The sequence below is a fragment of the Pseudarthrobacter chlorophenolicus genome, assembly GCF_000962805.1.
GTDB lineage: Bacteria > Actinomycetota > Actinomycetes > Actinomycetales > Micrococcaceae > Arthrobacter > Arthrobacter chlorophenolicus_A.
In genome coordinates, this window is record NZ_JZTW01000009.1 from 113,801 (window position 1) to 137,801 (window position 24,001).

Genomic DNA, 24,001 nt, shown 5'->3' on the forward strand with positions numbered 1-24,001 from the left:
CTACGGCCTCAATTCGATGACCGTCTTGCCGATTCTCACAGGTACGCCTGGCTCAACGGGCAGGGCACGGGTAAGTTGCTGGTCCGCAAGATACGTGCCGTTGGTGGATCCGAGGTCTTCGATGAACCAGCGGCTGCCCTGCGGAAACAGCCGCGCATGGCGGCCTGAGGCGTAGTCGTCCTCGAGTACCAGGGTGGCTTCCTGGGCACGGCCCAGCAGGACCGGGCTGGCGGCCAGCGGAAGGGTTGTTCCCTTCAACGGGCCCTCCACTACTACGAGTTGCCTGGCCTGCTGCTTCACGGGCTGCGGCGGAGCTTCAGCGAGATCCGGGTTCTTGCGGACTTCCCGGGCGGTGGGGGCTCCGGAGGCAGCCTTACGGCCCACCATCAGGTCCCGGCGCATGGCAGAGACAATGCTGAAGATCAGCACCCACAGGAGCAGCAGGAAGCCGAACCGCAGCGCGGTGATGGTCAGGTCGCTCATGCGTGGCCACCAGGGTTGGCAGGAAGCAGGCGGAAGATGATCTTTGTCCGTCCCATCGTGATGGTGGAGCCGTCGGTGAGTTCGGTGCTTCCGGAAACCCGCTGCCCGTTGACGTAGCTTCCATTGGTGGAGCCCAGGTCCACGGCGCTGGTGGCACCGTTGGCAGTGCGGATTTCCAGGTGACGGCGGGAAACTCCGGTGTCCTCCACGTGGATATCGGCCTCGGAGGACCGGCCCAGCACGATGGAGGGAGCGTTCAGGGAGTAGCGCTGGCCGTCGATGTCCAGGACCGGCTGCAGCCTGACAGGCTGGCGGCTCGGAGCGGCCGGCACTGTGGGGCGCGACGGCTGGGTGCTGCCGTTGCCTTTGGACTTTTCGGTGGAGGACGCGATCTCGAAATCCCCGGCCCGGAGCTCGGAATCACGCCGGAACGAAATGCGGACAGATCCCTGCAGCGTATAGCCCTGGCTGCGGACGTGGTTGATGACGACGTCGCAGAGTTCCTCGGCCAGCGGCGTCCCCCATTCCTGGGCCCGCTTGAAGTCGTCGTCACTGAGTTGGACATCGAAGACGTTGGGGGCGAGGGTGCGTCCGGCCGCGACGGTGAGGGCCTTGTGGTCCACTTCCCGGCGCAGCCTGCTGGCGATTTCGACAGGTTCAACCTGCGCCTTTGAGCCGGTGGAGAAGACCCCACGGACGGCCTTTTCGATGCCGCGCTCCACTTTGTCCAGCAGACCCATGGTTCTCCTCCTTTCCCTCCGGCTGAGGGGCAGTTCGCAGTCCGGAACTTCACCCGGCGTTCAGTAGACACTCGCTGGTATGGCTGCGCACGGCAGCCACTCCTACATCCGATACTACTGGGCTGGCCTGCGAATGACCTTAATCCGCAACGGCCCGCCGCCGCCAAAAGTTCGGGCCCCGTGCCCTCCGGTCCCCGGCAGAAAGGCCCTGACGGCGGGTGGCCGGGCTCCGATAATTGGCGTCCTGCGGCCGGGCCCGGGTGGTCTCCTCCGCTCAATTGGTGTTTTCCGGTATGTGTCCGTTATGCTTGATCTCGCTGCTTTTACAAGACTGCGAACCGGGAAACCGGCGGCAGTGGCGTAGGAGAAGTTGCGCGCGAGTGGCGGAACGGCAGACGCGCTGGCTTCAGGTGCCAGTGTCCGAAAGGGCGTGGGGGTTCAAATCCCCCCTCGCGCACGCAATGGAGAAGGGCCCCGATCTAAAGATCGGGGCCCTTCTCGTTTAAGCCCTGCCGGGGTTTCCCCGGGATGCCCCATCAGTTTTCGCTGCCAAACCCGGGTCTTAAGGGCTTTAACTGATAGGGCAACCGGGGGCCGGCGTGTACCGTCGCTACGGATGGACCGGGGTTACCGCGGAACCAGTCTCCGCGTAGGAGCGAAGGTTGGCCAGGGTCAGGTCCGCCATCGCTGCCCGGGTTTCGTTGGTGCCGCTTCCCAGGTGCGGCAGGAGGACCACGTTGTCCAGCTCCAGCAGGTCCTGCGGAACCTTGGGCTCGTCAACGAAGACGTCCAGCCCCGCCCCGCCCAGCCTGCCGGACAGCAGGGCCTGAACCAGGGCGTCCTGGTCCACCACCGATCCGCGGGCAATGTTAATGAGGTAACCCCGCGGGCCGAGGGCTTCAATGACGCCCGAGTCCACCAGGCCCGTCGAACCCGGGCCACCGGCCGCGGCCACGATGAGTACCTCGCAGCCTGCGGCGAGTTCACGCGGCGAGGCCGCGTACCGGTAATCGACTCCGGCTACCGGGTTCCGGCTGTGGTAGCTGATCTCGCAGTCGAAGCCTTCCAAGCGCCTGGCAATGACTTTTCCAATCCGCCCCAGGCCAAGGATGCCCACCTTCCGGCCGCTGGCCCTGGTGGCGAGCGGGAAGTTGCCTTTGCTGATCCAGTCGCCCCGCCGGACGAACCGGTCCGCGGCGCTGATGCCCCGCAGCACATCGACGTAAAGCGCGACGGCGGTGTCCGCGACGCAGTCATTCAGGACATCCGGGGTGTTGCTGACGATGATGCCGCGCTCGAATGCCTGTGCGACGTCGGTGGTGTCATAGCCGACGCCGAAATTGATGACTGCGCGCAGGTTGGGCAGGGCGCGCATCAGGTCCGTCCCCACCCCGAACTTCCCGGACGTCACCGCGACGTCGAAGGTGCCGCCGTGCTGGCTCAGGAATTCCGCCCGTTCCTCCTGCTCGTCGGGGAGGCGGACCGCGCCGTAATCCTTGGTGATGGATTCCTGGACGACTGGCATGAGGGGCCCCACCTGGAGGACAGCGATGTTCTTCATACACAGCACCCTAGGATTGCGACCCATACAGGTCCAACATGTAAATGGCATGGATCCATGCCTGGACTGTATTGATGGGCCAGCTCCGGCGGAATGACGCGGATCCCCCGCATCAGTGGTGCGCATCACAACCGCCAAAAGCGCCCATGGCCTCCGTAACGGCGCGGGAGGCCGGTGCCAAATCCCTTGTGAGCCACCATCGCCTCAATTAGCTTGAGTCGAGCGCGGCCCCGCAAAGCACCTGTTCAGCGATTGGATCAGAACAGCGGGGGCGGTGCGCATCAAGTTTTCCAACCGGAGGAACCCAATGACGTCTTCTTCAAAGTTTCCCTTCCAGGCCACCGCACTGAGGTGGCCTGCCCTCGCAGCCGTCGCAGTGTTCGGCCTCAGCGCCTGCAGCGTGGCCAACTCCGACAGCGCCGGAGGCGGCGCGGCGGACACTGTCCGTGTAGTGCTGGGCCAGGAACCGCCCACGCTGGAGGCCTGTGAGTCCAACCTGACCTCCACCGGCGTCGTGGTCCGTTCGAACGTGACCGAGCCCCTGATCGAACGCAATCCGCAGAGCGGTGAACTCGAACCCAAGCTCGCCACCGAGTGGAAGGCCACCAGTGACACCGAATGGACACTCAAGCTCCGCGAGGGAGTCAACTTCCAGGACGGAACTCCTTTCAACGCCGAGGCAGCAGCCTTCACGATTGACCGTGCCGTGAACTCCAAACTAGGGTGCAACGTTGAAGGCTACGTCTTCGGCGACGCCGACCTCGACGTCAAGGCCGTTGATGCCACCACCCTGACCGTGACCACCCCGGAACCGGATCCCATCCTTCCGTTGCGGCTCTCCTTCCTGGAAGTGGTGCCGACGTCCACCAGCACCACGGAAAAGGTCCGCGAACCGATTGGCACCGGCCCCTACAAGATCGACAGCTGGGACGCCGGCCAGAAGATCTCGCTCAGCAGCTGGGACGGCTACTGGGGTGACAAGCCCGCCTATGCCAAGGCGGAGTACCAGTGGCGCTCCGAAAGCTCGGTTCGTGCCGCCATGATCACCAGCGGCGAAGCCGACATAGCCATGGGACTGAGCCCTGATGACAACATTGGCGACCTCGGCGTGGACTACCCCAACAACGAAACAGTGGCGCTTCGCATGGACGCGAACGAAGCACCGCTCAACGACATCCGGATCCGCCAGGCCGTCAACTACGCCATCGATAAGGAAGGCATCGTCAACTCCCTCTACCAGGGAAAGCACCAGGTAGCTGCACAGTTGGTCCCCGAGGGAATCGTTGGCCACAACGACGCCCTGAAGGGTTGGCCCTTCGACCTCGATAAGGCGAAGTCGCTGGTTGCCGAGGCCAAGGCCGACGGCGTGGACACCTCCAAGCAGATTTCCCTGGTGGTCCGCAGTGCCCAGTTCCCCAAGATCACTGAACTGGCCCAGGTATTGCAGGAACAGCTCAGCCAGGCAGGCCTGAACGTGAAACTGAAGATGCTCGAAACCAGCCAGCACCTGACCTACCAGGTGCGCCCGTTTGCCGAGGATGAGGGCGCAGTTGCCCTGATGACCCAGCACGGCAACCAGGCAGGCGACGCGGCCTTCACCGTAGACCAGTACATGCTCTCCACCGGTGCCCAGAGCTACTTCGGCACCCCCGAGTTCGACGCCATGATCAAGAAGGCGGACGCTGCCTCCGGCGATGCCCGCAAGAAGGCGTTCGAGGAGATCTTCGCCTACCAGAACGACAAGGTGGTCCAGTTCGCCCACATCTCGCACCAGACCGGCATCCTGGGCAAGGCCAAGTCGGTCACCTACACGCCCAACTCGTCCAGCGGTGACGAGCTGCGCATCTCCGAGATGACCCCGGCCAGCTAACCGCCCCTCCCACAGAAAGGGCGGCCATGCTGACCTACTTGAGAAAGCGCATCATCTCCAGCGCCCTGCCGCTGGTGGTGGTAGTGGTGGGCGTCTTCGCGCTGGCCAGGATGACCGGCAACCCGGCCGCCCTGTACCTGCCGCTGAACGCCACCCAGCAGATGCGGGACGACTTCACGGCCCGCAACGGCCTGGACCAGCCGCTCCTGGTGCAGATGGCCGACTACTTCGGCGGCGTCCTCCGGCTCGACTTCGGGCAGTCCCTCCGGACCGGGCAGGATGCGGCCGCCATGGCCCTGCGCGCCTTCCCGGCCACCCTCCAGCTCGCGGCCACCACCATGGTGCTGGCCGTGGTGCTGGCGGTCATTGTGGGCTGCTGGGCTGCGCTGAAGCCAAACGGCATCGCGGACAGGATCTCAAGCTTCATCTCCATGGCCGCCGCATCGATCCCGGACTTCTGGCTGGCCATTGTGGGCATCTGGATTTTCGCGATCACCCTGGGCTGGGTGCCCACATCCGGTGTGTCGGGGGCCAGCGCCTGGGTGTTGCCCATCGCCACGCTGCTGCTGCGGCCGTTTGGTGTGCTGGTGCAGATTGTCCGCGGCTCCATGGTGTCCGCGCTGTCCGAGCCGTACATCAAACTGGCCCGCAGCCGCGGCGCCGGCGAGCTGCGGGTGGTCACCCACCACGCCCTGCGGAACGCCGCGGCGCCAGCCCTGACCGTCGCCGGTGACCTGACCGTAGGACTCGTCAACGGCGCCGTGGTGGTGGAGACGATCTTCGGCTGGCCGGGCATCGGCAAGCTGATGATCGATTCGATCCTCCAGCGCGACTTCGCCGTCCTGCAGGCGGCCGTGCTGCTGACCGCCGTTGCAATCTTTGCCCTGAACATCCTTATCGACATGGGGTACGCGCTGCTGGATGCGCGCGTGCGTCCCGTAACGGTCAAGGCCTAGGAGGAACCATGACGAGTTCATTGACCGACGGCGCCGCCCGGGAGGGGCAGGACGGGCAGCAACCGGCCAACCAGCCGCCCACCAGGAACGCCCCTCCCAGGGACGGGCAGCCCGGACTGTTCCGCCTCCTGCTCAAGGACCGCTTCGCCACCGTCGCAGCCTTCGTCCTGCTGCTGGTGGGCTTGACCGCCCTGGTGGGGCCGGCCCTCATGGGCGACCTTGCCACCAAGCAGAACCTGCTGTTCGCCAACAAGGCACCCTTCACCATGGCGCACGGCTGGGAGTACTTCCTGGGCAGCGACTCCCTGGGGCGCAGCATGCTGGCGCGCCTGGTGGTGGCCAGCAGGACCACCCTGTCCGTGGCACTTCCCGCCGTTGCCGTGGCACTGCTGATCGGCTCCCTGTGGGGTGTCTGGGCCGGGTACCACCGCGGCTGGCGGGAGAACGTCTCCATGAGGATCGCCGATGTGATCATGAGCTTCCCCTCCCTGCTGCTCGCCGTCGTCGTCCTCTACGTCTTCAACCCCTCAGCTGCCAATATCGTCCTGATCCTGGCGCTGACCCGCATTCCGATCTACCTCCGCACCGCCCGCGCAGAATCGGCCGAACTGCAAAGCCGCACCTTCGTGGACGCGGCCCGGACCTTCGGTGCCAAACCCAACGCCATCATCGTCCGGCACGTCATCCCGGTGGTGCTGCCGACCCTGCTGACCCTGGCCACCCTGGAATTCTGCTATGTCATGCTGGCCGAATCCTCGCTGAGCTTCCTGGGCATCGGCATCCAGCCCCCTGACGTGAGCTGGGGCCTGATGGTCTCGCAGGGGCGGCAGTACCTGCAGACCGCCTGGTGGCTGTCCATCTTCCCGGGCGTCGCCATCGTGGTTACCACCATCGCCGCCAACGTGCTGGCAGCCTGGCTCCGGATCGCCACCGACCCCGCGCAGCGCTGGCGCCTGGCCCTTCCCCGCAAACGGCTGATCGCCCGTATTCCAGTCAAGGAGGCACAGCCGTGAAAACAGCTGCCGACCCATCGACCCTCCGGCGCACCCGCGGAAACGCTGCGACGGAGAGCCAGGCCCACGACGTCGTCCTGCAGGTCAGTGGCCTCGCCGTGGACATCAGGACCCACCGCGGCACCGTCCGTGCCGTCAACAGCGTGGGCTTCGAAGCCCGGGCAGGCGAGACCCTGGCCCTGCTGGGTGAATCCGGCTGCGGAAAATCCATGACCGCAAAAGCACTGGCAGGCATCATGGACCCGGTCTGCGACCTGGCCGACGGACAGATAGTCCTGAACGGGACGGACCTGGCCGCGCTGACCCCGAAGGAACGGCTGAAGTTCGCCGGGCCGGAGCTGGGCATCGTTTTCCAGGACGCCCTCACCGCACTGAATCCCGTATATACAGTCGGCACGCAGCTGGGGGAGGCATTCCGGATCCACCGCGGCCTGAACGCCAAGCAGGCCAAGGCTGAAGCCATTGAGCTGATGAAGCGTGTGGGGATCCCGGAACCAGAATCAAGGGTCAACTCCTACCCGCACCAGTTTTCCGGGGGCATGCGCCAGCGCATCCTCATCGCCATGGCCGTGGCGCTGAATCCGCGGCTGCTGATCGCCGATGAGCCCACCACTGCCCTGGACGTCACGGTCCAGGCACAGATCATGCAGCTGCTGCGCAAGCTCCGCGAAGAGGGCCAGATGGCCGTCATCCTCATCACCCACGACCTTGCGGTGGTGGCCGAGGAAGCCGATTCTGTGGCCGTGATGTACGCCGGAAACGTGGTGGAGAGCGGGCCGGTGGCCGAGGTCTTCGCCGATCCCCGCCACCCCTACACCAAGGGTCTTCTGGAATCCGTGCCCGTGCACCTGGAACGCGGCGACCAGCTCAAATCCATCCCTGGCAGCCCGCCGGAGCTCCACGACATCCCGTCCGGCTGCGTCTACCAGTCCCGCTGCCCCATGGTGCAGGACATCTGCCGTGCCGAGCGCCCGGCACTGCGCCCGGCAGGCCGCCGTCGTACGCAAAGCGGTGCCGCCACCGCTGAAGCGGACCTGGAACAGGCCACGTCCGCAGGAACCAACGACGGCGGCGCAACAGACCGTCCCGTGCGCACGGCAGCGTGCCACTTCAGCGAGGAGATCACCAATGCCTGAACCGCTCCTGAGCATTGAAGGCCTGACCAAGACGTTCCACGTGGCCAAGAGCGCCAGCGGGAACACCCGGCTCAAGGCCCTGGACGGCATCAGCCTTACCGTAGGCCGCGGCGAAACCCTGGGCCTGGTGGGTGAATCCGGCTGCGGCAAATCCACCCTGGCGCGCACGCTGATGATGCTGGAAACTCCGGACGAGGGGACCGTCAGCTTTGAGGGGACCAACCCGTTCGGCCTCAAGGGCAAGGAACTGCTGGCCTGGCGCCGGCGGGTCCAGATGGTCTTCCAGGACCCCTTCGCATCCCTCAACGCCCGGATGAGCGCGGGCGACATCATCGCTGAACCCTGGGCCACCCACCGGAGCCTCTATCCCACGTCCCGGGAGCGGGATGAACGGGTGAAGGAGCTGCTGCAGATGGTGGGGCTGCGGGCATCCGACGCCCGGAAGTCGCCGCAGGAGTTCTCCGGCGGCCAGCGCCAGCGCATCGGCATTGCCCGGGCGCTTGCCCTGAAGCCGGACGTGATCATCCTGGATGAGCCGGTATCTGCGCTGGACCTTTCGGTCCAGGCGCAGGTCCTCAATCTGCTCAACGAACTGCAGAAGGAACTGGGCGTCTCCTACATCTTTATCTCCCACGACCTCACCGTGGTCCGGCACGTCGCCGACCGGGTGGCCGTCATGTACCTGGGCAGGATCATCGAGACAGGGGAGACGGAGGAGGTCTTCGACCACCCCCGGCACCCCTACACTGCGGCGCTGATGTCCGCTTCGCCCAAGCTCGACGTCACCGGCGCCAAGCGGGACAGGATCGTCCTCCAGGGCGAGCTGCCCTCCCCGCTGGATCCGCCGTCGGGCTGCCGTTTCCGCACCAGGTGCTGGAAGGCCCAGGACATTTGTGCCGAGGTGGCCCCTGAGCCGCAGGTTGTGACAGCCCCGGACGGCCGGCGGCACCTGGCTGAATGCCACTTCCCGCTCGACACCATCATGGGACTCACCGGCGCCGCGGCCGCAGCTGCAACCGCCAACGCCTTGTGACCGGCGCCGAATACGCCATCATCGCCGGAGCCATCTTCCTGGCAGCCTGCCTGCAGGCCTCGAGTGGCTTCGGCATGGGCATGCTGGCGGCCCCGGTCATTGCCATCATCGATCCCGAGCTGCTGCCCGCCACCCTGATCCTGCTCGCCCTGCTGGTCACCGTCATGGTGACGGTGACCGAGCGGCAAAGCCTGGACCTGCGCGGTACAGGCTGGGCGCTGATTGGCAGGGTGCCGGGCAGCCTCGTCGGAGCCTGGCTGGTGGCGGCCTCCTCCCGGGAGGGGATGGCCTGGGTGGTGGTGGCCGTGGTGCTCGCCGGGCTGGTCCTGGCGGGCCGGGGCTGGGCGCCGCGGCCCCGGCGGGCCAACCTGGTGGCGGCGGGAGCCGCCTCCGGCATCATGGGCACTGCCACGTCCATCGGCGGCCCGCCCATGGCACTGATCTGGCAGGGCCATGAGGGGCCGCGGCTGCGCGGCACCATGAGTGCCTTCTTCATGGTGGGATCGGCTCTGTCCATGGCCATGCTGTGGCTGGCGGGTACCGTCACCGAGCACATGCTGGTCCTGGCCCTGTGGATGGTTCCGGCGGTGATAGCCGGCTATGCGGCGTCGCGCTACGTCAACAGGTTCCTCAGCCCGGTACGGCTGAAGAAGCTGGCCTTTGCCGCGTCCGCACTGGGAAGTGCGCTGCTGGTCACGCAGCTGGTACTGGGCCTGTCCTGACCACGTTGCGCAGCGGCAGTCCGCTGGCCAGCCGCCCGATGTTTGCGGCGATATCCGCCGCCCGGCGCTCGAACGTCACCCGCGCATGGCCCGAATGGTGCGGAGTGAGGATGGCATTCTCGAGTTCCGTGAACGGCCATTCGGCGGGCGGGATCACGCCTTCGGCAGGCGTACCCCACCACACGTCCAGGCCGGCGCCGGCGATCCGCCGCTCCGCGAGGGCGGCATAAAGCGCCGCCTGGTCCACCACCGCGCCCCGTGCCACGTTAATGAGGACCGCCGAGGACTTCATGGCTCCCAGCTCCGCAGCGCCGATCATGCCGCGGGTGTCCTCACCCAGCGGCACGGTGACTACCACGACGTCGGACCCAGCCAGCAGGGCCGGAAGGTCGGCGTTGCCGCCCACCCAGTCCAGCTGTACCCCGGCGGGCAGCGGCGCGGCCGGGTTGCGGCGGACAGCCCGGACCGTCATTCCCATGGCCGCGGCCACGCGGGCCACCTCGGCCCCAATGGACCCCAGTCCCACCACGCCGAGCACCAGGTCGCTGAGCACGGGATGGAACGGGACGTCCGGGGCGGTGGCGATGGTCCGCCAGAGACCGTCCCTTACCTCCCGGTCCGCCCGGACGACGTTCCGCTGAAGCATGAGGGTCACCATGAGGACATGCTCGGCGATGGGCCGGGCATGGTGGAAGGTGTTGGCCACCGCCGCTCTGGGATTCAGGTGCGGGAAGGAAATCTTGTCGTAGCCGGCCCCGGTGACGTGGACCAGCCGGACGTTGGCCGCGGCTTCGGCTTCAGACGGGGGTAATGCGGAACAAACGACGACGTCGGCACCGGCAAGTGCCGCGGCCCGCCTGTCCGCGGACCAGGCCGCAGCCATGTCCCAGCGGTGCGCGCCGCCGTCGGACCTTAACGCCTCCTCGAACCGGCTGATGATGGGGTCGGTGACGACGATCCGCAGGGACTGTGCGCTGTCCGGGTGCGTCCGAGCGCTCACCAGCGCGGGCTCTGCAGCTGGTAGGAGGGGTGGAGGCGCTGCATGTAGCCGGTGTCGTCACGGCTGCGCAGCCCGCAGTCCAGGTACTGCCGGTGCAGGCGCTCCAGGGCGTCGCGGTCCACCGTGACGCCCAGCCCGGGTGCCGTGGGAACCCCCACGGCACCGTCCGTGAACCGGAGGACTCCGCCCTCGATGACGTCCTCGGCCGGGTCCTTCCACGGCCAGTGCGTGTCGCAGGCGTAGTCGAGGTTGGGGGTGGCCGCAGCAAGGTGGACCATGGCTGCCAGGCTGATCCCCAGGTGGGAATTGGAGTGCATGGACAGGCCCAACCCGAAGGTTTCCGTAATCCCGGCGAGGAATTGGCTGCGGCGCAGCCCGCCCCAGAAATGGTGGTCGGAGAGAATGACGTCCACGGCGCCCGCCGCGAGGGCGGGGGCCACGTCCGCGAAGCTGACAACGCACATGTTGGTGGCCAGCGGCATGCCCACTTCCCTGCGGACCGCAGCCATGCCCTCGATCCCCGGCGTGGGGTCTTCCAGGTACTCCAGCACCCCGTCCAGCTCCTTGCCCACCCGGATGGAGGTCTCCACTGTCCAGGCGGCGTTGGGGTCGATGCGAAGCGGCAGGTCCGGGAACTCCGCGCGGAGGGCGTGGATGGCGGCGATCTCCTCTTCCGGAGGGAACACGCCGGCTTTCAGCTTCAAGGCGCCGAACCCGTAACCGTCCACCATGGTCCGGGCCTGCCGGACGATGCCTTCAGGGTCCAGCGCGGCGCCCCAGGCGTCGTCGTCTTGGCCGGGATGCCCCGCCCATTTGTAGAACAGGTAGCCGCTGAACTGCACGGAATCCCGGACTGCCCCGCCCAGCAGGTCGCTGACGGGACGGCCCAGGAGCTTTCCCTGGATATCCAGTGCAGCGACGTCGAACGCGGACAGGACGCGGTCCGCCGTGCTGGAGCCGGTGACCATGCCGCTCATGCCGTGGCCACCCTCGATGGTGTCCTCGCTGAGGGCCTGGGCGATGCGGCCGCGGATGGTGTTGATGTTGAAAACGTCCACGCCCGTCAGCGAGTCCGCCGCGAGCTGCAGCCGGGCGAGGTGGCCGGCGTCGCCGTAGGTCTCGCCGAAGCCTGAGACGCCGGAATCCGTGAGGACTTCGATGACGGCGCGCAGGGCGAAGGGTTCATGAACGCCCACAGTGTTGAGGAGAGGCGGGTCCTTGAACGCGACAGGCGTGATGGTCACGCCGGTGATTCGTACCTGGCCGAGGTGGTGGGAGGGGTCGAATGCCGTGGTCACTGCGTTGTGCTCCTCGAGTGGGCGAAGGGGTTGCTTTGTGTGGTCCTGTTCACAGACGATATGGGAAGCAATCGATACAGGTCCAAGCTAATTTCTGCACTCGACAATCCAGTAAAGGTATTGATGTTTTCGCTGCCCCAGTTAGAAGCCTTCGTCGCCGTCGCCGAGGAACTGCATTTCGGCGCCGCCGCCGAACGGCTCAACATGACCCAGCCGCCGCTCAGCCGGCAGATCCAGATGCTGGAAAAGAAGCTCAACACCACGCTATTCAGCCGGACAAGCCGCAAGGTGGAGCTGACCGCGGCCGGTGCCACCCTGCTGCCCAGGGCCCGCCAGATCCTGGACATGTGCATCAAGACGGATATGGACGTCCGCCGGGTTTCCTCCGGACAGGCGGGGACCATCACCGTGGGCTACACGGCGATTGCCGGCCAGAGCGCGCTGCCCATGATGCTGCGGAAGGCGGCCGAGGGGATGCCGGGGGTGTCCTTTGTGCTCCGGGAGCTGGTGTCCACTGACCAGATGGACGGGCTGGTAAAGGGCAGCGTGGACATCGGCTTGCTGCGGCCCATCGTGGCCCGGCCGGGGGTGGTGTTCAGGCCGCTGATGCAGGACAGGCTGGTGGTGGCGGTGCCGGAGGGAAGCCCCATGCTCGGCAATACCGGGATCCCCGAAGGCCATTCGCTGCCGCTGGGGTCCCTGGACCGCCGCCCGCTGCTGATGTACTCCACCAAGGAGGCCCGGTATTTCCACGACCTGGTGCTGCGCCTGTTCGCCAGCGCCGGTGCCCATGCCAACATCACCCAGTACGCCAGCCAGGTCCCGGCGCTGCTGGCGTTCGTCCAGGCAGGGCTGGGCGTCACTCTGGTTCCTGCCTCGGCCATGGCGTTTGCCCCGCCGGGCGTGGAGTTCCATGAGATCGATGGCCGCCATGGCATGCAGGAACTGAACCGGGTGGACCTGGAACTGGCATGGAACGAGGAGACGGCAAATCCTGCCGTGCTGCGGCTCCTGGAGCTGATTGGGGAGACCATGCCGGCCACGGGGTCGCCGGCTGGGTGACCCACGCCCGTCAGGATCTTGTTCGCCGATCCATGCCCTGAAGGCGCGGATCAGCGAACAGGATTAGGACTCGGGCCGGGGACCAGGCTCGCTGGACGGCCGTGCGGATGCCTTGAACCGGCGTCGGGAGTTGGCCAGGTGGCTGCGCATCGCGGCGGCGGCGGCAGCCTCGTCTCCGTCGGCGATGGCGTCCAGGATGGACCGGTGCTCCTGGACCACCTGGTCGAAGTGGTCCCGGGCGTAATGCTCGACGCCGGTCATCAGCCGGGTGCGCGGCATGGCGATCATCGTCTGGCCCAGTGCCGCGAGGCAGTCGGAGTAGTACGGGTTGCCGGAGGCCGCCGCCACCGCCCGGTGGAAGTCGAAGTCTGATTTCATGGCATGCGACGGGTGGCCCGCACTCTCGGTGAAGGCCTCCAGCGCAGTGCCCACCGCCCGCAGTTGCCGCTCGGTGTGGTTGCGCGCCGCCAGGGCCGCGGCCTCCGTCTCGACACCCATCCGGAACTCCAGGAGGTGCAGCCGGTCCTCGGTGGTGGCCACCGGACGGGCCCCGGGTACTGCCTGGGGCCCGTCCGACGGCGGGGTGAGGGCGAAGCTGCCGCGCCCCCGTTCGGTTTCCACAAGTCCCTCGGCCTGGAGCCTCGTCAGCGCGGCACGGACCACTGTCCGGCTCACGCCGAAGTCGCTGATCAGGGTGTTTTCGCTGGGAAGCTTCTCACCCGGCTGGATGATGCCGTCAACGATGCGGTTGCGAAGGTCGGCGGCGAGGTCAGCGGTGAGGTTCCGGCTCATGGCTCAAGGTTACGGCTTCAGCGTTACGCGCCGAACTCCACTGAATCGGTGGTCCAGGCGCGGGCCTGGTCGCTGAGCGTGACGCCGAGGCCCGGGCGGTCCGGAACGATCATGCGGCCGTCCTTGGTTTCCAGGCGCTCGTTGAACAGCGGGTCCAGCCAGTCGAAGTGCTCCACCCACGGTTCGCGGGGGTAGGCCGCGGCGAGGTGCAGGTGGATTTCCATGGCGAAGTGCGGTGCAAGGCCCAGTCCGCGTTCGTCCGCGAGGGCGGCGAGGCGGAGGAACTGGGTGATGCCGCCGACGCGAGGGGCGTCAGGCTGGATGATGTCGCAGCCGTTGGCGGCGATGAGGCCCTTGTGCTCTGCCACCGAGGCAAGCATTTCACCGGTGGCAATGGGGGTGTCCAAAACCTGGGCCAGGTGGGCGTGGCCTTCGAAGTCGTAGGCATCCAGCGGCTCTTCGATCCAGATGAGGTTGAATTCCTCGAGGCGGCGGCCCATGCGCAGGGCCGTGGCGCGGTCCCACTGCTGGTTGGCGTCCACCATCAGCGGAACATCCCAGCCGATGTGTTCGCGGATGCCCGCCACGCGGCGCAGGTCCTCGGCGGAGTCCGGCAGGCCCACCTTGATTTTGATGCCGCCAATGCCTTCCTCGATGGATTGGGTGGCCCGGGCCTTGACCTCGTCCAGGGAGGCGTTGAGGAAGCCGCCGGAGGTGTTGTAGGTCTGGACGGAATCGCGGTAGGAGCCCAGGAACTTGGCCAGTGGGAGGCCCGCTCGCTTGGCCTTGAGGTCGTAGAGGGCAATGTCGATGGCGGCAAGTGCCTGGGTGGCGACGCCGGACCGGCCCACGGAAGCCCCGGCCCACAGGAGCTTGGTGTAGATCTTGGCGATGTCATTGGGGTCCTCGCCAATGATGCCCTCGGCTACCTCTTTGGCGTGGGCGTACTGGGCCGGGCCGCCGGCGCGCTTGGAGTAGCTGAAACCGATGCCTGAGTGACCCAGTTCGGTGGTGATTTCGGCGAAGAGGAAGACCACCTCGGTCATGGGCTTCTGCCGGCCGGTGAAGACCTTGGCGTCGCTGATGGGAACGGCGAGGGGAAGGCGGGCGGTGGACAGCTTGACGTGCCGGATGAGGTCGACGGTGCTCATGAGTTCTCCTAAGGGCGGGACTGGGCTCCTTCGCCCACCTTCTTAGGATACAAGTTTAGAACTTGTACTACAAGCATGATTTCGCAACCCTCGATTGTTGCTTTCGGGTCAGTCCGCCTTGCGGAGTCCGCCCAGCCCTGACACCAGGGCGTCCAGGCCCAGTGCAAAGGCGGCATCTGCGGCGCGGAGGGGGCCCGTGGCCGTTCCACTGCCCTCCGGGGCTTGGGGGTGCCCGCGCAGGGCGGCGCCTGCGGATCCGCGGACGGCGGCAGTGAAATACGGCGTGGATTCCGCCATTGTGCCCGGGTCGAAGATGTCCTCCGGCGCTGTGACGTCGTATGCGGAGCCGAAAATGAACGACTCGAGCGCCACGATGGCGGAGATGATCCGCTCCTGGGGGAAGCCGGCGTCGAGGAATCCCTTGCTGACCGTCTCGTACATGGCGAGTGTCTGGGGTGCGTCGGTGACCGGCAGTACGGCAATGACCGGAATCAGCGGTGTGTGCTCGGCGAAGACATTCCGGTAGCTCCAGGCCCACGTGCGGACCGCTTCATCCCAGGGGGCGGCGCCAAAAGAGGAAACATCCACCAGGGACATCAGGTGATCTTCCACCAGCAGCAGTACGTCCTGCTTCGACGACACGTGGTTGTAGAGGGCTGAAGGTGCCACCTCGAGGAGTTTGGCCAGGGCAGCCATGGTCAGCCCGTCGTATCCCTTCCGGCCCACGAGCTCCAGGGCCGCCGAGGTGATGCCCGCCTTGTCCAGTACCGCCGAGGAAGGCCGCCCGGCGCGCCTCCTCCGGATGCCGCCGTCGGTGGCCGGACGTTGCTGTGCTGCTGGTACTGGCGGCAATTTCTGCCCTTTCCTCGGTGTCCTCCGCATTATTGCACCAGGCACTTCCGCTGCCCGGCCGGACGGGCTATAGTTCTACTAAATGAATGCCATTCATTTAGTGGTTTCCATCACCCGGGACCGCAGAGAGGACATCATGCTGAACCTGAACCGCGACGTCGTTGTCGTAGGAGCCGGGCCGTCCGGACTCACGGCCGCCCGCGAACTGAAGAAGGCCGGCCTTAGCGTCGCCGTACTCGAGGCCCGCGACCGGGTGGGTGGACGCACCTGGACCGGAACTGTGGACGGCGCCATGCTGGAAATCGGCGGCCAATGGGTCTCGCCGGACCAGGAGGCCCTCCTGGAACTGCTCCAGGAACTGAACCTGGAGACCTACCCGCGTTACCGTGACGGGGAGTCCGTATATATCGGTGCTGACGGTGAACCCGTGCGCTACACCGGCGACTCGTTCCCCGTGGACCCGGAAACCGCCGTCGAAATGGACCGTCTGGTGGCCATCCTGGATCAGCTCGCGACCGAAATTGGACCCGCCGAGCCGTGGGCGCACCCGAAGGCCCGGGAGCTGGACACCATCTCGTTCCACCACTGGCTGCGGCAGAACTCGGCCAGCGAGGAAGCCTGCAAGAACATTGGCCTCTTCATCGCCGGCGGCATGCTCACCAAGCCTGCACACTCCTTCTCGGCCCTGCAGGCCGTTCTCATGGCAGCTTCCGCCGGTTCTTTCACCAACCTCACGGACGAGGACTTCATCCTGGACCGCCGCGTGGTGGGCGGCATGCAGCAGGTTTCGCAGTTGCTGGCGCGGGACCTGGGTGACGACGTCGTCCTCGAATCCCCGGTGCGGACCATCAATTGGGAATCCGACGCCGAGGGTGGGCACCGGGTGAGCGTTGAATCAGACCGCGCCACCGTGAACGCCCGCTTTGTCATCATGGCCGTTCCGCCCAACCTGTACTCCCGCGTCTCCTTCAACCCGCCGCTGCCGCGCCGCCAGCACCAGATGCACCAGCACCAGTCCTTGGGCCTCGTCATTAAGGTCCACGCCGTGTACGCCACGCCGTTCTGGCGGGACAAGGGACTCTCCGGTACCGGTTTCGGCGCCGATGCCCTGGTCCAGGAGGTCTACGACAACACCAACCACGGCGATACCCGCGGCACCCTGGTGGGGTTCGTGTCCGATGAGAAGGCCGACGCCGTCTTCGAGTTGAGTGCCGAAGAGCGCAGGAAGGCCATTCTTGCGTCCGTCGCCGGGTACCTCGGTGACGAGGCACTCACCCCTGAGGTGTACTACGAATCCGACTGGGGCTCGGAAGAGTGGACCCGCGGCGCCTATGCTGCCAGCTACGATCTCGGCGGCCTGCACCGGTATGGGAAGGACCAGCACGCCCCGGTGGGCCCCATCTACTGGTCTTCCTCCGACCTTGCAGCCGAGGGCTACCAGCATGTGGACGGTGCCATCCGGATGGGCCGCCGCACTGCTGAGCGTATCGCCGAAGTGGCGCGGGTTTCCGTGCCGGTGGGAGCCTAGGCCCGCTGGCAAATAAGCATGCTTACTAATAGGCTGGCGTTGGGGAGCGTCCCCGACTCCAGACGAACGAGGTGAGGCATGACTGACGCCCAGAGCATCAGCAAGGTTACTGAGATCATCAACGATTCCAAGATCGGTATGGTCACCACCATCAACGAAGAAGGCGCGCTCGTCAGCCGGCCGCTGGCCGTGCAGGAGGTCAAGGACGACGGCGACATGTGGTTCTTTACCGGGCTCGGCACCTCGCAGGTTGCGCACGTCCGCGCGGACTCCCGCGTGAACGTCTCCTTTGGCGCGAAGACGGAGTGGGTTTCCGTCGCCGGGACCGCCGAGGTGGTCACAGACCGCGCCAAGATCCACGAAATGTGGAACCAGGTTGTCGAAGCATGGTTCCCGGACGGCCCGGACACTCCTGAGGTTTGCCTCCTGCGGGTGGACTCGGACTCGGCCGAATACTGGACCAGCCCCGGCGGCACGGCAGCCACGGTGCTGCAGTGGGTCAAGTCCAAGGTGACGAACAGCCGGATGAGCGTCGGTGAAAGCGGAACAGTGGAGCTCTAGGTCCGCCTGAACCCGGGGGCGGGGCAGCGATAACGCTGCCCCGCCCCTCTTTTGTGTGCCCCAGAGTGCTTCCAAAGCGCCGTGGGGGCGCGTCGGGGGGTGTTGACACCGGCATTTCGACGACTGTACCTTTAAGTACACTCTGAACCAATCGGTACAAAGTGACGATGAAAGGAACTCCGATGCAGCGACCTCCCCTTCCCCCGTTCAACGAAGCCTCCGCCATCCAGAAGGTGCGCAGCGCAGAGGATGCCTGGAACACCCGGGATCCCGAGCGCATCTCCCTGGCGTACAGAGAGGGCAGCCGGTGGCGGAACCGTTCGGTGTTCCTGACGGGCCGCCCCGCGATCGTGGACTTCCTCTCCGGCAAGTGGGAGCGGGAACTGGACTACCGCCTGATCAAGGAACTCTGGGCGTACACCGGCGATGTGATCGCCGTGCGGCTTGCCTACGAGTATCACGACGCGGCCGGACAGTGGTTCCGCGCCTATGGCAATGAGAACTGGAAATTCGACGATGATGGACTCATGACCCACCGCCACGCGAGCATCAATGACGTTGCCATCGACGAGTCCGGGCGCAAGTTCCACTGGGACACGTCCGGCCCGCGGCCGTCGGACCACCCGGGCCTGACCGAGCTCGGGCTGTAATGCCCCGAACAGTACTTGACCGGGCGGACGCAGTCCGGGCCCTCGCCGGCGTCTTCCGCCGGCGGGGCTTCGAGAGCGGGTCCCTGTCCGTCATCCAGCAGGAAACCGGGATTGGACGGGGAAGCCTCTACCACTTCTTCCCCGACGGAAAAGCGGACATGGCCCGCGCCGTCCTGGCGCAGGTGCGGGCCTGGTTCGACGAGCAGGTGTTTGCGCCGCTCCGCACGGCGGACGATGCCGCCCAGGCGGTGGCCGCCATGTCACAGGTGGTGGAAGAGTATTTTGTCTCCAGGGAGCGGGTTTGCCTGTTCGCAGCCATGACCCTGGGGGAAGAACAGGAAACCTTTGCCCGGGAGGTCCGGGCGTACTTCGCCGACTGGGTGGGCGTGCTCGCAGAGACGCTGCGCCGCGGTGGGATTGTTGAGTCCGAAGCCGCGGACCTCGCAGTGGATGCGGTGGCAGCCATACAGGGTGGATTGATCATGACCCGCGCCCTGGACGACGATGCCGTGTTCACCGGCATCGTGGCCCGCACTGATCGCCGGCTGCAGGCCGCACTGACCCGGAAAGGAATGGGTTCCTGATGATGGACAAGGTGACCTTGGGGAGCTACCCGCGGGATGACGTTTCCTGGGTGAAGGACGGCAAGATCCGGGAAGGCCGCGCCGTGATATCGGTTCGGCAGGCGGACGGGACCCTGAAGCCTTCCGGCGAAGTTAATCTGGGAAACTTCAGCGTTCTGCGTCCTGATGTGGAGGTTGGGGACGAGCTCGTCATAGAGCTTAGGGCCCGTTTCGATTCGGCAATTTTCGAACGCCGGGTGACCTTCATCGCCAGTGGGGACGAAAGCAACGACGTCTTCGTGTCGGCAGTCGGGCCCGGTGCGCACGCTGAACCCAAGGCTGGCGTCTTTAGGCGGACCCGATATTCGGGCTTCGAGTTTGGCGTGCTGGTGATGGGGGCCACGACGGAGCAGGGAACCCGGGTCAGCAGCACGTCAGGCCCGCTCGTCGACCACGGACCCGGCGATGGAGTAGCTGCCCCTTCGTCCTCCTGAAACAGGCAACCGACGTGCGCGCTGCTAGTCCTGCCCGGTCAGCGCACCCAGCACCGCAGGCAGAAGCACGTCGTTGCGGCCCCACACCGGGTCCAGGATCTCCACATACCAGGAATCGGCCAGCAGCAGGGCCAGGGCGTCGTTGGTTTCGTCGGCCCAGGCCTTGATCTGTTCTTCGTCTACAGGGTTCTCGCTGGACCCCAGGACAGTGACCACTTCCGTTCCGTCAAGGGTGACGGGGATGGCCGCGCTGCTCGATTCACCCGGCGCGTGTGCCACCGTCACCAGTTCGGTGCGGGTGGACAATGCCAGCAGTTCGCCCGCGGTGCCGGCGCCGCAGAACCCGGTGACGTACTGCCGCTGGGCTGATGCACCGTCCAGGACGCCGGGCTGGGATTCCTTGGTGAACAGCCCGTTGCGGTTCAGCTCCGCGAGGGCGGGGGCGATCGGGTCCGTCTCGACGTCGAAGCCCGCAGCAAAGTGACCGGGCTGGTAGGAGCTTCCGCCCTCCAGCCAGCGCGCCGTCAGCTCGCCGGCACCCTCAAGGGTGGTGGCCTGCCGCCAGACCCCGCGGTCCTCCAGCAGGCGGCCGTACTGATCACGGGCTGGAATTTCCTCTGGCTTCATTCTGGGATGCTATCCCCGCCGGTGGCGGGCGCTCCACCGTTCCCGACACACCACTTAACTTGACCCCTGTGCCTGGCCTGCCGGAATGCCCGCTGCCCTTTCTGCATTGGCGAGGGAGGCAGCAAGGCTGGTGACGGCGTCGGGATACTCGTTACCTGTGCCGGAGGCGCTGCTGCGGACGGGGTTGTTCCGCAGCTGCTCCGCTGCCCGCATCGCCTTGATGAGTGCGGACGTTTCGGGAAGGCGTACGTCGGTCAGGGCCGGGTACTCGATGCTGCAGGCAGGGTCCAGTTCATAGCGGGTCCATTTGGCCATCAACTCATCATGTTGTGCCCGGGCGGCCAGGTGGGCGGACTCCCGGGCAAGATCATCCCGACGGCGTGAGCGCTTGGACAGGTAGCGCGGGGTCCCGCGGTATGCTCCGATGCCCGCTGCCACCGCGGCACCGGCAAGGAACAGGCCTGTCCAGGGCGAGATCAGTGTGGGGATCAGCAGCGCGGGAAGTGCCACGCAGGAGCCGAGGAAAAGGTCCCAGAAGAGCTGATCCGAACGCTGCCCGCCGGCGTCGGGCGCCAGAAGCGTCCTGCGCCGGACCACGAAGACCGTGGCGGCAACACTGGCCACCAGCACCGGACCGCACAGCACGAGTGCCCAAGCCCCCTCAATGAGTCCCTGCACAAGTCCTTCCGTCACGGCTGCCACCTGGCACCTCCCCTGTGTGCCCGGGCCGCGGAATCCCGGGCTGGTCCTTCCATTGCACCCTGTTCCGGGAGCCTGGTCAATGCCGGCGTTTTGGTGCAGTACGGAAGGGTACGTATCCACTGACGGGCAGGAGTGGCGTTCGCGTGCCGCAGAAAAATGCTCAGCCTGCATGTGCTGCTTCGGGACGGGAGATGAACTGATGGGTCGGATCGACCGGATCGCAGAACCGTGGGGTACCAGGACTCCGTATGGGAGCGGCGGAACATGGCCGGTGCGCGTGGACACCCATCTGGCCGAAGGAGTGGACGCGGAATCGGTGGACCGGTGGGTCCAGACCGCCTCAATCCTTCACTCCAACGGTGATGCCATGGACATTGCCGTCAAGGACAACAGGATTGTCGGCGTGCGGGGCCGGGCGGAGGACCGGGTAAACCACGGCCGGCTGGGCCCTAAGGACCTGTACGGCTGGCAGGCGAACGCATCAAAAGACAGGCTGACCCGGCCGCTAATCCGGGAAGGCGGAAAGCTCGTGGAGACGAACTGGGACACCGCGATGGACCGGGTGGTGTCCCGCTCCAAGGCCCTGCTGGCAGAGCAGGGGCCCAGTGCGCTGGGTTTCTACACCACGGGCCAGCTGTTCGCCGAGGAGTATTACACGCTGGGCACCATTGCGCACGGCGGGATCGGTACCAACCATGTGGACGGCAACACCAGGCTCTGCACGGCCACCGCAGCGGAGGCCCTGAAGGAGTCCTTCGGCTGCGACGGCCAGCCCGGTTCCTACACGGACGTGGACCATGCGGACGTCATCGCACTCTACGGGCACAACGTCGCCGAAACACAGACCGTCCTCTGGACCCGGATGCTGGACCGGCTGGCCGGCCCCAATCCGCCCGCGATCATCTGCGTGGACCCACGGATGACTGAGGTTGCCCGCGCCGCCACCGTGCACCTCGCGCCCCGGCCAGGCACCAACGTGGCACTGATGAACGCCATCCTCCATGACATCATCGCCAACGGCTGGGTGGACCAGGACTACATCCAGGCACACACGGTGGGTTACCAGGAGCTGGAGAAGGAGGTGGCGAAGTACGCGCCTGCCCTGGTAGCGGAGATCACCGGGGTGCCTGCCGAAAAGATCGAGGAAGCGGCGCGGATCCTTGGCCATGCGGAGCGGCTCCTGTCCACGGTGCTGCAGGGCTTCTATCAGTCCAACCAGGGCACCGCCGCCGCCGTCCAGGTGAACAACATCAATATTATCCGCGGCATGCTGGGCAGGCCGGGTTGCGGGATCCTGCAGATGAACGGCCAACCGACGGCTGAGAACACCCGCGAATGCGGGGCCGACGGCGACCTCGCCGCCTTCCGGAACTGGTCCAACGACGCCCACATCAAGGACCTGGCCCGGGTCTGGAACGTGGACCCCATGTCCATCCCGCACTATTCGCCGCCCACCCACCTGATGCAGATGATGCGCTACGCCGAGGACGGGTCCATCCGGATGCTCTGGGTCAGCGGCACCAACCCGGCGGTCTCGCTGCCGGAGCTGCCCCGCATCCGGTCCATCCTGGAGCAGGAGCGGCTGTTCCTGGTGGTGCAGGACATCTTCCTGACCGAGACGGCCCAGCTGGCCGACGTGGTTCTCCCTGCCGCTACGTGGGGTGAAAAGACCGGGACGCTCACGAATGTGGACCGAACGGTGCACCTGTCCGAGAAGGCGGTGGACCCGCCGGGGGAGGCCCGCCCGGATCTGGATATCTTCATCGACTATGCCCACCGGATGGGGCTGAAGGACAAGGACGGCCAGCCACTGATCAAGTGGGACAGTCCGGAGTCGGCGTTCGAGGCGTGGAAGGAGTGCACCCGCGGGCGTCCATGCGACTACACCGGCATCACCTACGCCAAACTGCGGGGCGGCTCCGGCATCCAATGGCCGTGCAATGAGGAGAATCCGAACGGGACCGAACGCATTTACGCTGACGGGAAGTTCTGGGCTCACCCGGAGTACTGCGAGACCTACGGCCGCGATCTCATCACCGGCGCCCCCGTGGACCCCACGGAGTACAAGGCCCTGAATCCGGAGGGCCGCGCCATCATCAAAGCCGCCGAATATGTGCCGCCGCACGAGCTTCCCAGCCAGGAGTTCCCGCTGCAGTTGATCACGGGCCGGACCCTCTTCCACTTCCACACCCGGACCAAGACGGCGCGGGCTCCGGAACTGCAGGCAGCGGCACCGGACGTCTGGGTTGAGTTGTCCGCGCACGACGCCGGCACGTACGGAATTGCCGAAGGGGACCTTGCAGAGGTGGCCACCCCTCGCGGGTCAGTGCAGGCGAAAGTGCGGATCGGCGGGATCCGGGATGGCGTGGTGTTCCTGCCGTTCCACTACGGCTATTGGGACACTTCCGGCGGACACCAGCCCGACGGCGCAGGCCGCGCGGCCAACGAACTGACCATCACGGATTGGGATGCCGCCTCCAAACAGCCCATCTTCAAGACGGCGGCTGCCAGGATCTCCAGGGTGGCAGCCGCGGACGGGCCGGCTCCGGCGCCCACCAACACCGCGTCCGCTCCCTCTGGCGATTTTCCGGCAGGACTCCTGACCAGGGGCCTGCCGTCCGCACTGGTTGACGAGGAAGTCGTCCCGAACGGCACCGGCCCGGCGGGCGGCCGCGGCGGCAGCGGCACCGACGACAGGGAGGCATCGCTGTGAAGACCGGACTGGTACTGGAACAGCTGCATCGGGACGAGAACGATCTCGCCCAGCACCTTCTCCGCATCTCGGAGCGGCACAAAGTGGACCACGAGATTTACCACCTGGCCCGTGACCTGGCGAAATGGTCCCGGCAGCACGTCCGGGAGATCGCCGCCATCGCGGGCCGCTACGGCCAGGAACTGGATCCCGAACCCAAGGGTGAAAACACACTTCTCGAGAAAATCCGCGAGAAGGGCAGCGAACTGGCGGGCCGTGACGCCGAGGCCGGCCTGCTGCTCCTGCGCGACCTCCGGGAGGCCTACATCAAGGCTTGCGGCGTTTCCGCGGACTGGGAACTCGTGGCCCAGGCAGCCCAGGGCATTAAGCACACCGACCTGCTGGAGGTGGCGGAGCGCTGCCACGCCCAGAACCTCCGGCAGATGAAGTGGGCCAACGGAAAACTCAAGGAATCTGCCACCCAGATCCTTGTCAGCTGAGCGCGCGGCGAGGGT

At 66.2% G+C, this 24,001-nt stretch carries 24 protein-coding genes and 1 tRNA gene; 15 read left to right on the forward strand and 10 right to left on the reverse strand.

The genetic code is table 11. From position 1 onward, the window contains the following. Both UC32_RS11045 and UC32_RS11050 read right to left on the reverse strand, forming a co-directional pair. On the reverse strand, positions 1-483 hold the full coding sequence (locus UC32_RS11045) for an FHA domain-containing protein FhaB/FipA (RefSeq protein WP_045731270.1): 483 nt from the start codon (positions 481-483) through the stop codon (positions 1-3). After that, positions 480-1,223: an FhaA domain-containing protein gene (locus tag UC32_RS11050; RefSeq protein ID WP_045731271.1), complete on the reverse strand. Its 744-nt coding sequence runs from the start codon at positions 1,221-1,223 to the stop codon at positions 480-482. Before UC32_RS11050 ends, UC32_RS11045 begins: the two co-directional genes overlap by 4 nt. A gap of 374 nt (positions 1,224-1,597) precedes the next feature. Between UC32_RS11050 and UC32_RS11055 the strand changes: the two genes are divergently transcribed. After that, positions 1,598-1,680 (forward strand) — tRNA-Leu (locus tag UC32_RS11055). A 153-nt stretch (positions 1,681-1,833) separates the two neighbouring features. Here UC32_RS11055 and UC32_RS11060 read toward each other — a convergent pair. Continuing rightward, positions 1,834-2,784 carry a 2-hydroxyacid dehydrogenase gene (locus UC32_RS11060; RefSeq protein ID WP_082072067.1) on the reverse strand — a complete coding sequence of 317 codons (951 nt, stop codon included), beginning with the start codon at positions 2,782-2,784 and terminating at the stop codon, positions 1,834-1,836. 307 nt (positions 2,785-3,091) lie between these two features. On the opposite strand from UC32_RS11060, the gene UC32_RS11065 reads away from it, so the two are divergent. The 6 genes from UC32_RS11065 to UC32_RS11090 are packed head-to-tail and all read left to right on the forward strand — an operon-like array spanning position 3,092 to position 9,514. Continuing rightward, positions 3,092-4,654, forward strand: a complete 1,563-nt coding sequence (locus UC32_RS11065) for an ABC transporter substrate-binding protein (protein ID WP_052690566.1) — start codon at positions 3,092-3,094, stop codon at positions 4,652-4,654. Between the two features lie 38 nt (positions 4,655-4,692). After that, the gene (locus UC32_RS11070) at positions 4,693-5,610 is read left to right on the forward strand and encodes an ABC transporter permease (RefSeq protein ID WP_235423645.1); all 918 of its coding nucleotides are present in this window, start codon (positions 4,693-4,695) and stop codon (positions 5,608-5,610) included. 8 nt (positions 5,611-5,618) lie between these two features. Continuing rightward, the gene (locus UC32_RS11075) at positions 5,619-6,623 is read left to right on the forward strand and encodes an ABC transporter permease (protein ID WP_045731273.1); all 1,005 of its coding nucleotides are present in this window, start codon (positions 5,619-5,621) and stop codon (positions 6,621-6,623) included. Continuing rightward, positions 6,620-7,759, forward strand: coding sequence for an ABC transporter ATP-binding protein (locus UC32_RS11080; RefSeq protein ID WP_200896370.1), 1,140 nt, complete (start codon positions 6,620-6,622; stop codon positions 7,757-7,759). Before UC32_RS11075 ends, UC32_RS11080 begins: the two co-directional genes overlap by 4 nt. Further along, positions 7,752-8,792, forward strand: coding sequence for an ABC transporter ATP-binding protein (locus UC32_RS11085; RefSeq protein ID WP_045731274.1), 1,041 nt, complete (start codon positions 7,752-7,754; stop codon positions 8,790-8,792). The genes UC32_RS11080 and UC32_RS11085 overlap by 8 nt, the downstream gene beginning before the upstream one ends. After that, a complete protein-coding gene (locus UC32_RS11090) occupies positions 8,789-9,514 on the forward strand; it encodes a sulfite exporter TauE/SafE family protein (RefSeq protein WP_045731275.1) in 726 nt (241 codons plus the stop codon). The genes UC32_RS11085 and UC32_RS11090 overlap by 4 nt, the downstream gene beginning before the upstream one ends. Here the strand turns inward: UC32_RS11090 and UC32_RS11095 are convergent. Next, a complete protein-coding gene (locus tag UC32_RS11095; protein WP_045731276.1) occupies positions 9,486-10,514 on the reverse strand; it encodes a 2-hydroxyacid dehydrogenase in 1,029 nt (342 codons plus the stop codon). The genes UC32_RS11090 and UC32_RS11095 overlap by 29 nt on opposite strands. Continuing rightward, positions 10,511-11,812 (reverse strand): glucarate dehydratase family protein, encoded by a 1,302-nt coding sequence (locus UC32_RS11100; protein ID WP_045731277.1) that lies wholly within the window; start codon positions 11,810-11,812, stop codon positions 10,511-10,513. Before UC32_RS11100 ends, UC32_RS11095 begins: the two co-directional genes overlap by 4 nt. A gap of 123 nt (positions 11,813-11,935) precedes the next feature. Between UC32_RS11100 and UC32_RS11105 the strand changes: the two genes are divergently transcribed. Further along, the gene (locus tag UC32_RS11105; RefSeq protein ID WP_045731278.1) at positions 11,936-12,874 is read left to right on the forward strand and encodes a LysR family transcriptional regulator; all 939 of its coding nucleotides are present in this window, start codon (positions 11,936-11,938) and stop codon (positions 12,872-12,874) included. Between the two features lie 63 nt (positions 12,875-12,937). Here UC32_RS11105 and UC32_RS11110 read toward each other — a convergent pair whose 3' ends face one another. The 3 genes from UC32_RS11110 to UC32_RS11120 all read right to left on the reverse strand — a co-directional run bounded on the left by UC32_RS11110 (position 12,938) and on the right by UC32_RS11120 (position 15,699). Next, on the reverse strand, positions 12,938-13,666 hold the full coding sequence (locus UC32_RS11110) for a FadR/GntR family transcriptional regulator (protein WP_045731279.1): 729 nt from the start codon (positions 13,664-13,666) through the stop codon (positions 12,938-12,940). 23 nt (positions 13,667-13,689) lie between these two features. Next, positions 13,690-14,817 (reverse strand): L-talarate/galactarate dehydratase, encoded by a 1,128-nt coding sequence (locus tag UC32_RS11115; protein WP_045731280.1) that lies wholly within the window; start codon positions 14,815-14,817, stop codon positions 13,690-13,692. A 108-nt stretch (positions 14,818-14,925) separates the two neighbouring features. Next, positions 14,926-15,699 (reverse strand): TetR/AcrR family transcriptional regulator, encoded by a 774-nt coding sequence (locus UC32_RS11120; RefSeq protein ID WP_045731281.1) that lies wholly within the window; start codon positions 15,697-15,699, stop codon positions 14,926-14,928. A gap of 52 nt (positions 15,700-15,751) precedes the next feature. On the opposite strand from UC32_RS11120, the gene UC32_RS11125 reads away from it, so the two are divergent. From UC32_RS11125 to UC32_RS11145, 5 genes are all read left to right on the forward strand, one after another. After that, positions 15,752-17,197 (forward strand): flavin monoamine oxidase family protein, encoded by a 1,446-nt coding sequence (locus tag UC32_RS11125; protein WP_082072070.1) that lies wholly within the window; start codon positions 15,752-15,754, stop codon positions 17,195-17,197. A gap of 78 nt (positions 17,198-17,275) precedes the next feature. Further along, positions 17,276-17,758: a pyridoxamine 5'-phosphate oxidase family protein gene (locus tag UC32_RS11130; RefSeq protein WP_045731282.1), complete on the forward strand. Its 483-nt coding sequence runs from the start codon at positions 17,276-17,278 to the stop codon at positions 17,756-17,758. A 182-nt stretch (positions 17,759-17,940) separates the two neighbouring features. Then, on the forward strand, positions 17,941-18,408 hold the full coding sequence (locus tag UC32_RS11135) for a nuclear transport factor 2 family protein (RefSeq protein ID WP_045731283.1): 468 nt from the start codon (positions 17,941-17,943) through the stop codon (positions 18,406-18,408). Beyond that, a complete protein-coding gene (locus tag UC32_RS11140) occupies positions 18,408-18,992 on the forward strand; it encodes a TetR/AcrR family transcriptional regulator (protein ID WP_045731284.1) in 585 nt (194 codons plus the stop codon). The genes UC32_RS11135 and UC32_RS11140 overlap by 1 nt, the downstream gene beginning before the upstream one ends. Further along, positions 18,992-19,465 (forward strand): hypothetical protein, encoded by a 474-nt coding sequence (locus tag UC32_RS11145; protein ID WP_045731285.1) that lies wholly within the window; start codon positions 18,992-18,994, stop codon positions 19,463-19,465. Before UC32_RS11140 ends, UC32_RS11145 begins: the two co-directional genes overlap by 1 nt. A 24-nt stretch (positions 19,466-19,489) precedes the next feature. Here the strand turns inward: UC32_RS11145 and UC32_RS11150 are convergent, their stop codons facing one another. Continuing rightward, on the reverse strand, positions 19,490-20,092 hold the full coding sequence (locus tag UC32_RS11150; protein WP_045731286.1) for a DUF6919 domain-containing protein: 603 nt from the start codon (positions 20,090-20,092) through the stop codon (positions 19,490-19,492). A 54-nt stretch (positions 20,093-20,146) separates the two neighbouring features. Next, positions 20,147-20,785 (reverse strand): hypothetical protein, encoded by a 639-nt coding sequence (locus tag UC32_RS11155; protein WP_235423647.1) that lies wholly within the window; start codon positions 20,783-20,785, stop codon positions 20,147-20,149. Positions 20,786-20,993: 208 nt separating this feature from the next. Between UC32_RS11155 and UC32_RS11160 the strand changes: the two genes are divergently transcribed. Together UC32_RS11160 and UC32_RS11165 are read left to right on the forward strand one after the other, a co-directional pair. After that, a complete protein-coding gene (locus UC32_RS11160; RefSeq protein WP_045731324.1) occupies positions 20,994-23,507 on the forward strand; it encodes a molybdopterin oxidoreductase family protein in 2,514 nt (837 codons plus the stop codon). Further along, positions 23,504-23,986, forward strand: a complete 483-nt coding sequence (locus UC32_RS11165; protein ID WP_045731288.1) for a hypothetical protein — start codon at positions 23,504-23,506, stop codon at positions 23,984-23,986. Before UC32_RS11160 ends, UC32_RS11165 begins: the two co-directional genes overlap by 4 nt. Positions 23,987-24,001: the final 15 nt, after the last annotated feature.

What these genes read in the sequence shown, in the direction of transcription:
- UC32_RS11135 (WP_045731283.1), top strand. Translation starts at nt 17,941, where the DNA reads ATGCAGCGACCTCCCCTTCCCCCGTTCAACGAAGCCTCCGCCATCCAG.
- UC32_RS11125 (WP_082072070.1), top strand. Translation starts at nt 15,752, where the DNA reads ATGAATGCCATTCATTTAGTGGTTTCCATCACCCGGGACCGCAGAGAG.
- UC32_RS11110 (WP_045731279.1), bottom strand. Translation starts at nt 13,666, where the DNA reads ATGAGCCGGAACCTCACCGCTGACCTCGCCGCCGACCTTCGCAACCGC.
- UC32_RS11130 (WP_045731282.1), top strand. Translation starts at nt 17,276, where the DNA reads ATGACTGACGCCCAGAGCATCAGCAAGGTTACTGAGATCATCAACGAT.
- UC32_RS11105 (WP_045731278.1), top strand. Translation starts at nt 11,936, where the DNA reads ATGTTTTCGCTGCCCCAGTTAGAAGCCTTCGTCGCCGTCGCCGAGGAA.
- UC32_RS11050 (WP_045731271.1), bottom strand. Translation starts at nt 1,223, where the DNA reads ATGGGTCTGCTGGACAAAGTGGAGCGCGGCATCGAAAAGGCCGTCCGT.
- UC32_RS11115 (WP_045731280.1), bottom strand. Translation starts at nt 14,817, where the DNA reads ATGAGCACCGTCGACCTCATCCGGCACGTCAAGCTGTCCACCGCCCGC.
- UC32_RS11085 (WP_045731274.1), top strand. Translation starts at nt 7,752, where the DNA reads ATGCCTGAACCGCTCCTGAGCATTGAAGGCCTGACCAAGACGTTCCAC.
- UC32_RS11120 (WP_045731281.1), bottom strand. Translation starts at nt 15,699, where the DNA reads ATGCGGAGGACACCGAGGAAAGGGCAGAAATTGCCGCCAGTACCAGCA.
- UC32_RS11075 (WP_045731273.1), top strand. Translation starts at nt 5,619, where the DNA reads ATGACGAGTTCATTGACCGACGGCGCCGCCCGGGAGGGGCAGGACGGG.
- UC32_RS11140 (WP_045731284.1), top strand. Translation starts at nt 18,408, where the DNA reads ATGCCCCGAACAGTACTTGACCGGGCGGACGCAGTCCGGGCCCTCGCC.
- UC32_RS11060 (WP_082072067.1), bottom strand. Translation starts at nt 2,784, where the DNA reads ATGAAGAACATCGCTGTCCTCCAGGTGGGGCCCCTCATGCCAGTCGTC.
- UC32_RS11150 (WP_045731286.1), bottom strand. Translation starts at nt 20,092, where the DNA reads ATGAAGCCAGAGGAAATTCCAGCCCGTGATCAGTACGGCCGCCTGCTG.
- UC32_RS11065 (WP_052690566.1), top strand. Translation starts at nt 3,092, where the DNA reads ATGACGTCTTCTTCAAAGTTTCCCTTCCAGGCCACCGCACTGAGGTGG.
- UC32_RS11045 (WP_045731270.1), bottom strand. Translation starts at nt 483, where the DNA reads ATGAGCGACCTGACCATCACCGCGCTGCGGTTCGGCTTCCTGCTGCTC.
- UC32_RS11145 (WP_045731285.1), top strand. Translation starts at nt 18,992, where the DNA reads ATGATGGACAAGGTGACCTTGGGGAGCTACCCGCGGGATGACGTTTCC.
- UC32_RS11160 (WP_045731324.1), top strand. Translation starts at nt 20,994, where the DNA reads ATGGGTCGGATCGACCGGATCGCAGAACCGTGGGGTACCAGGACTCCG.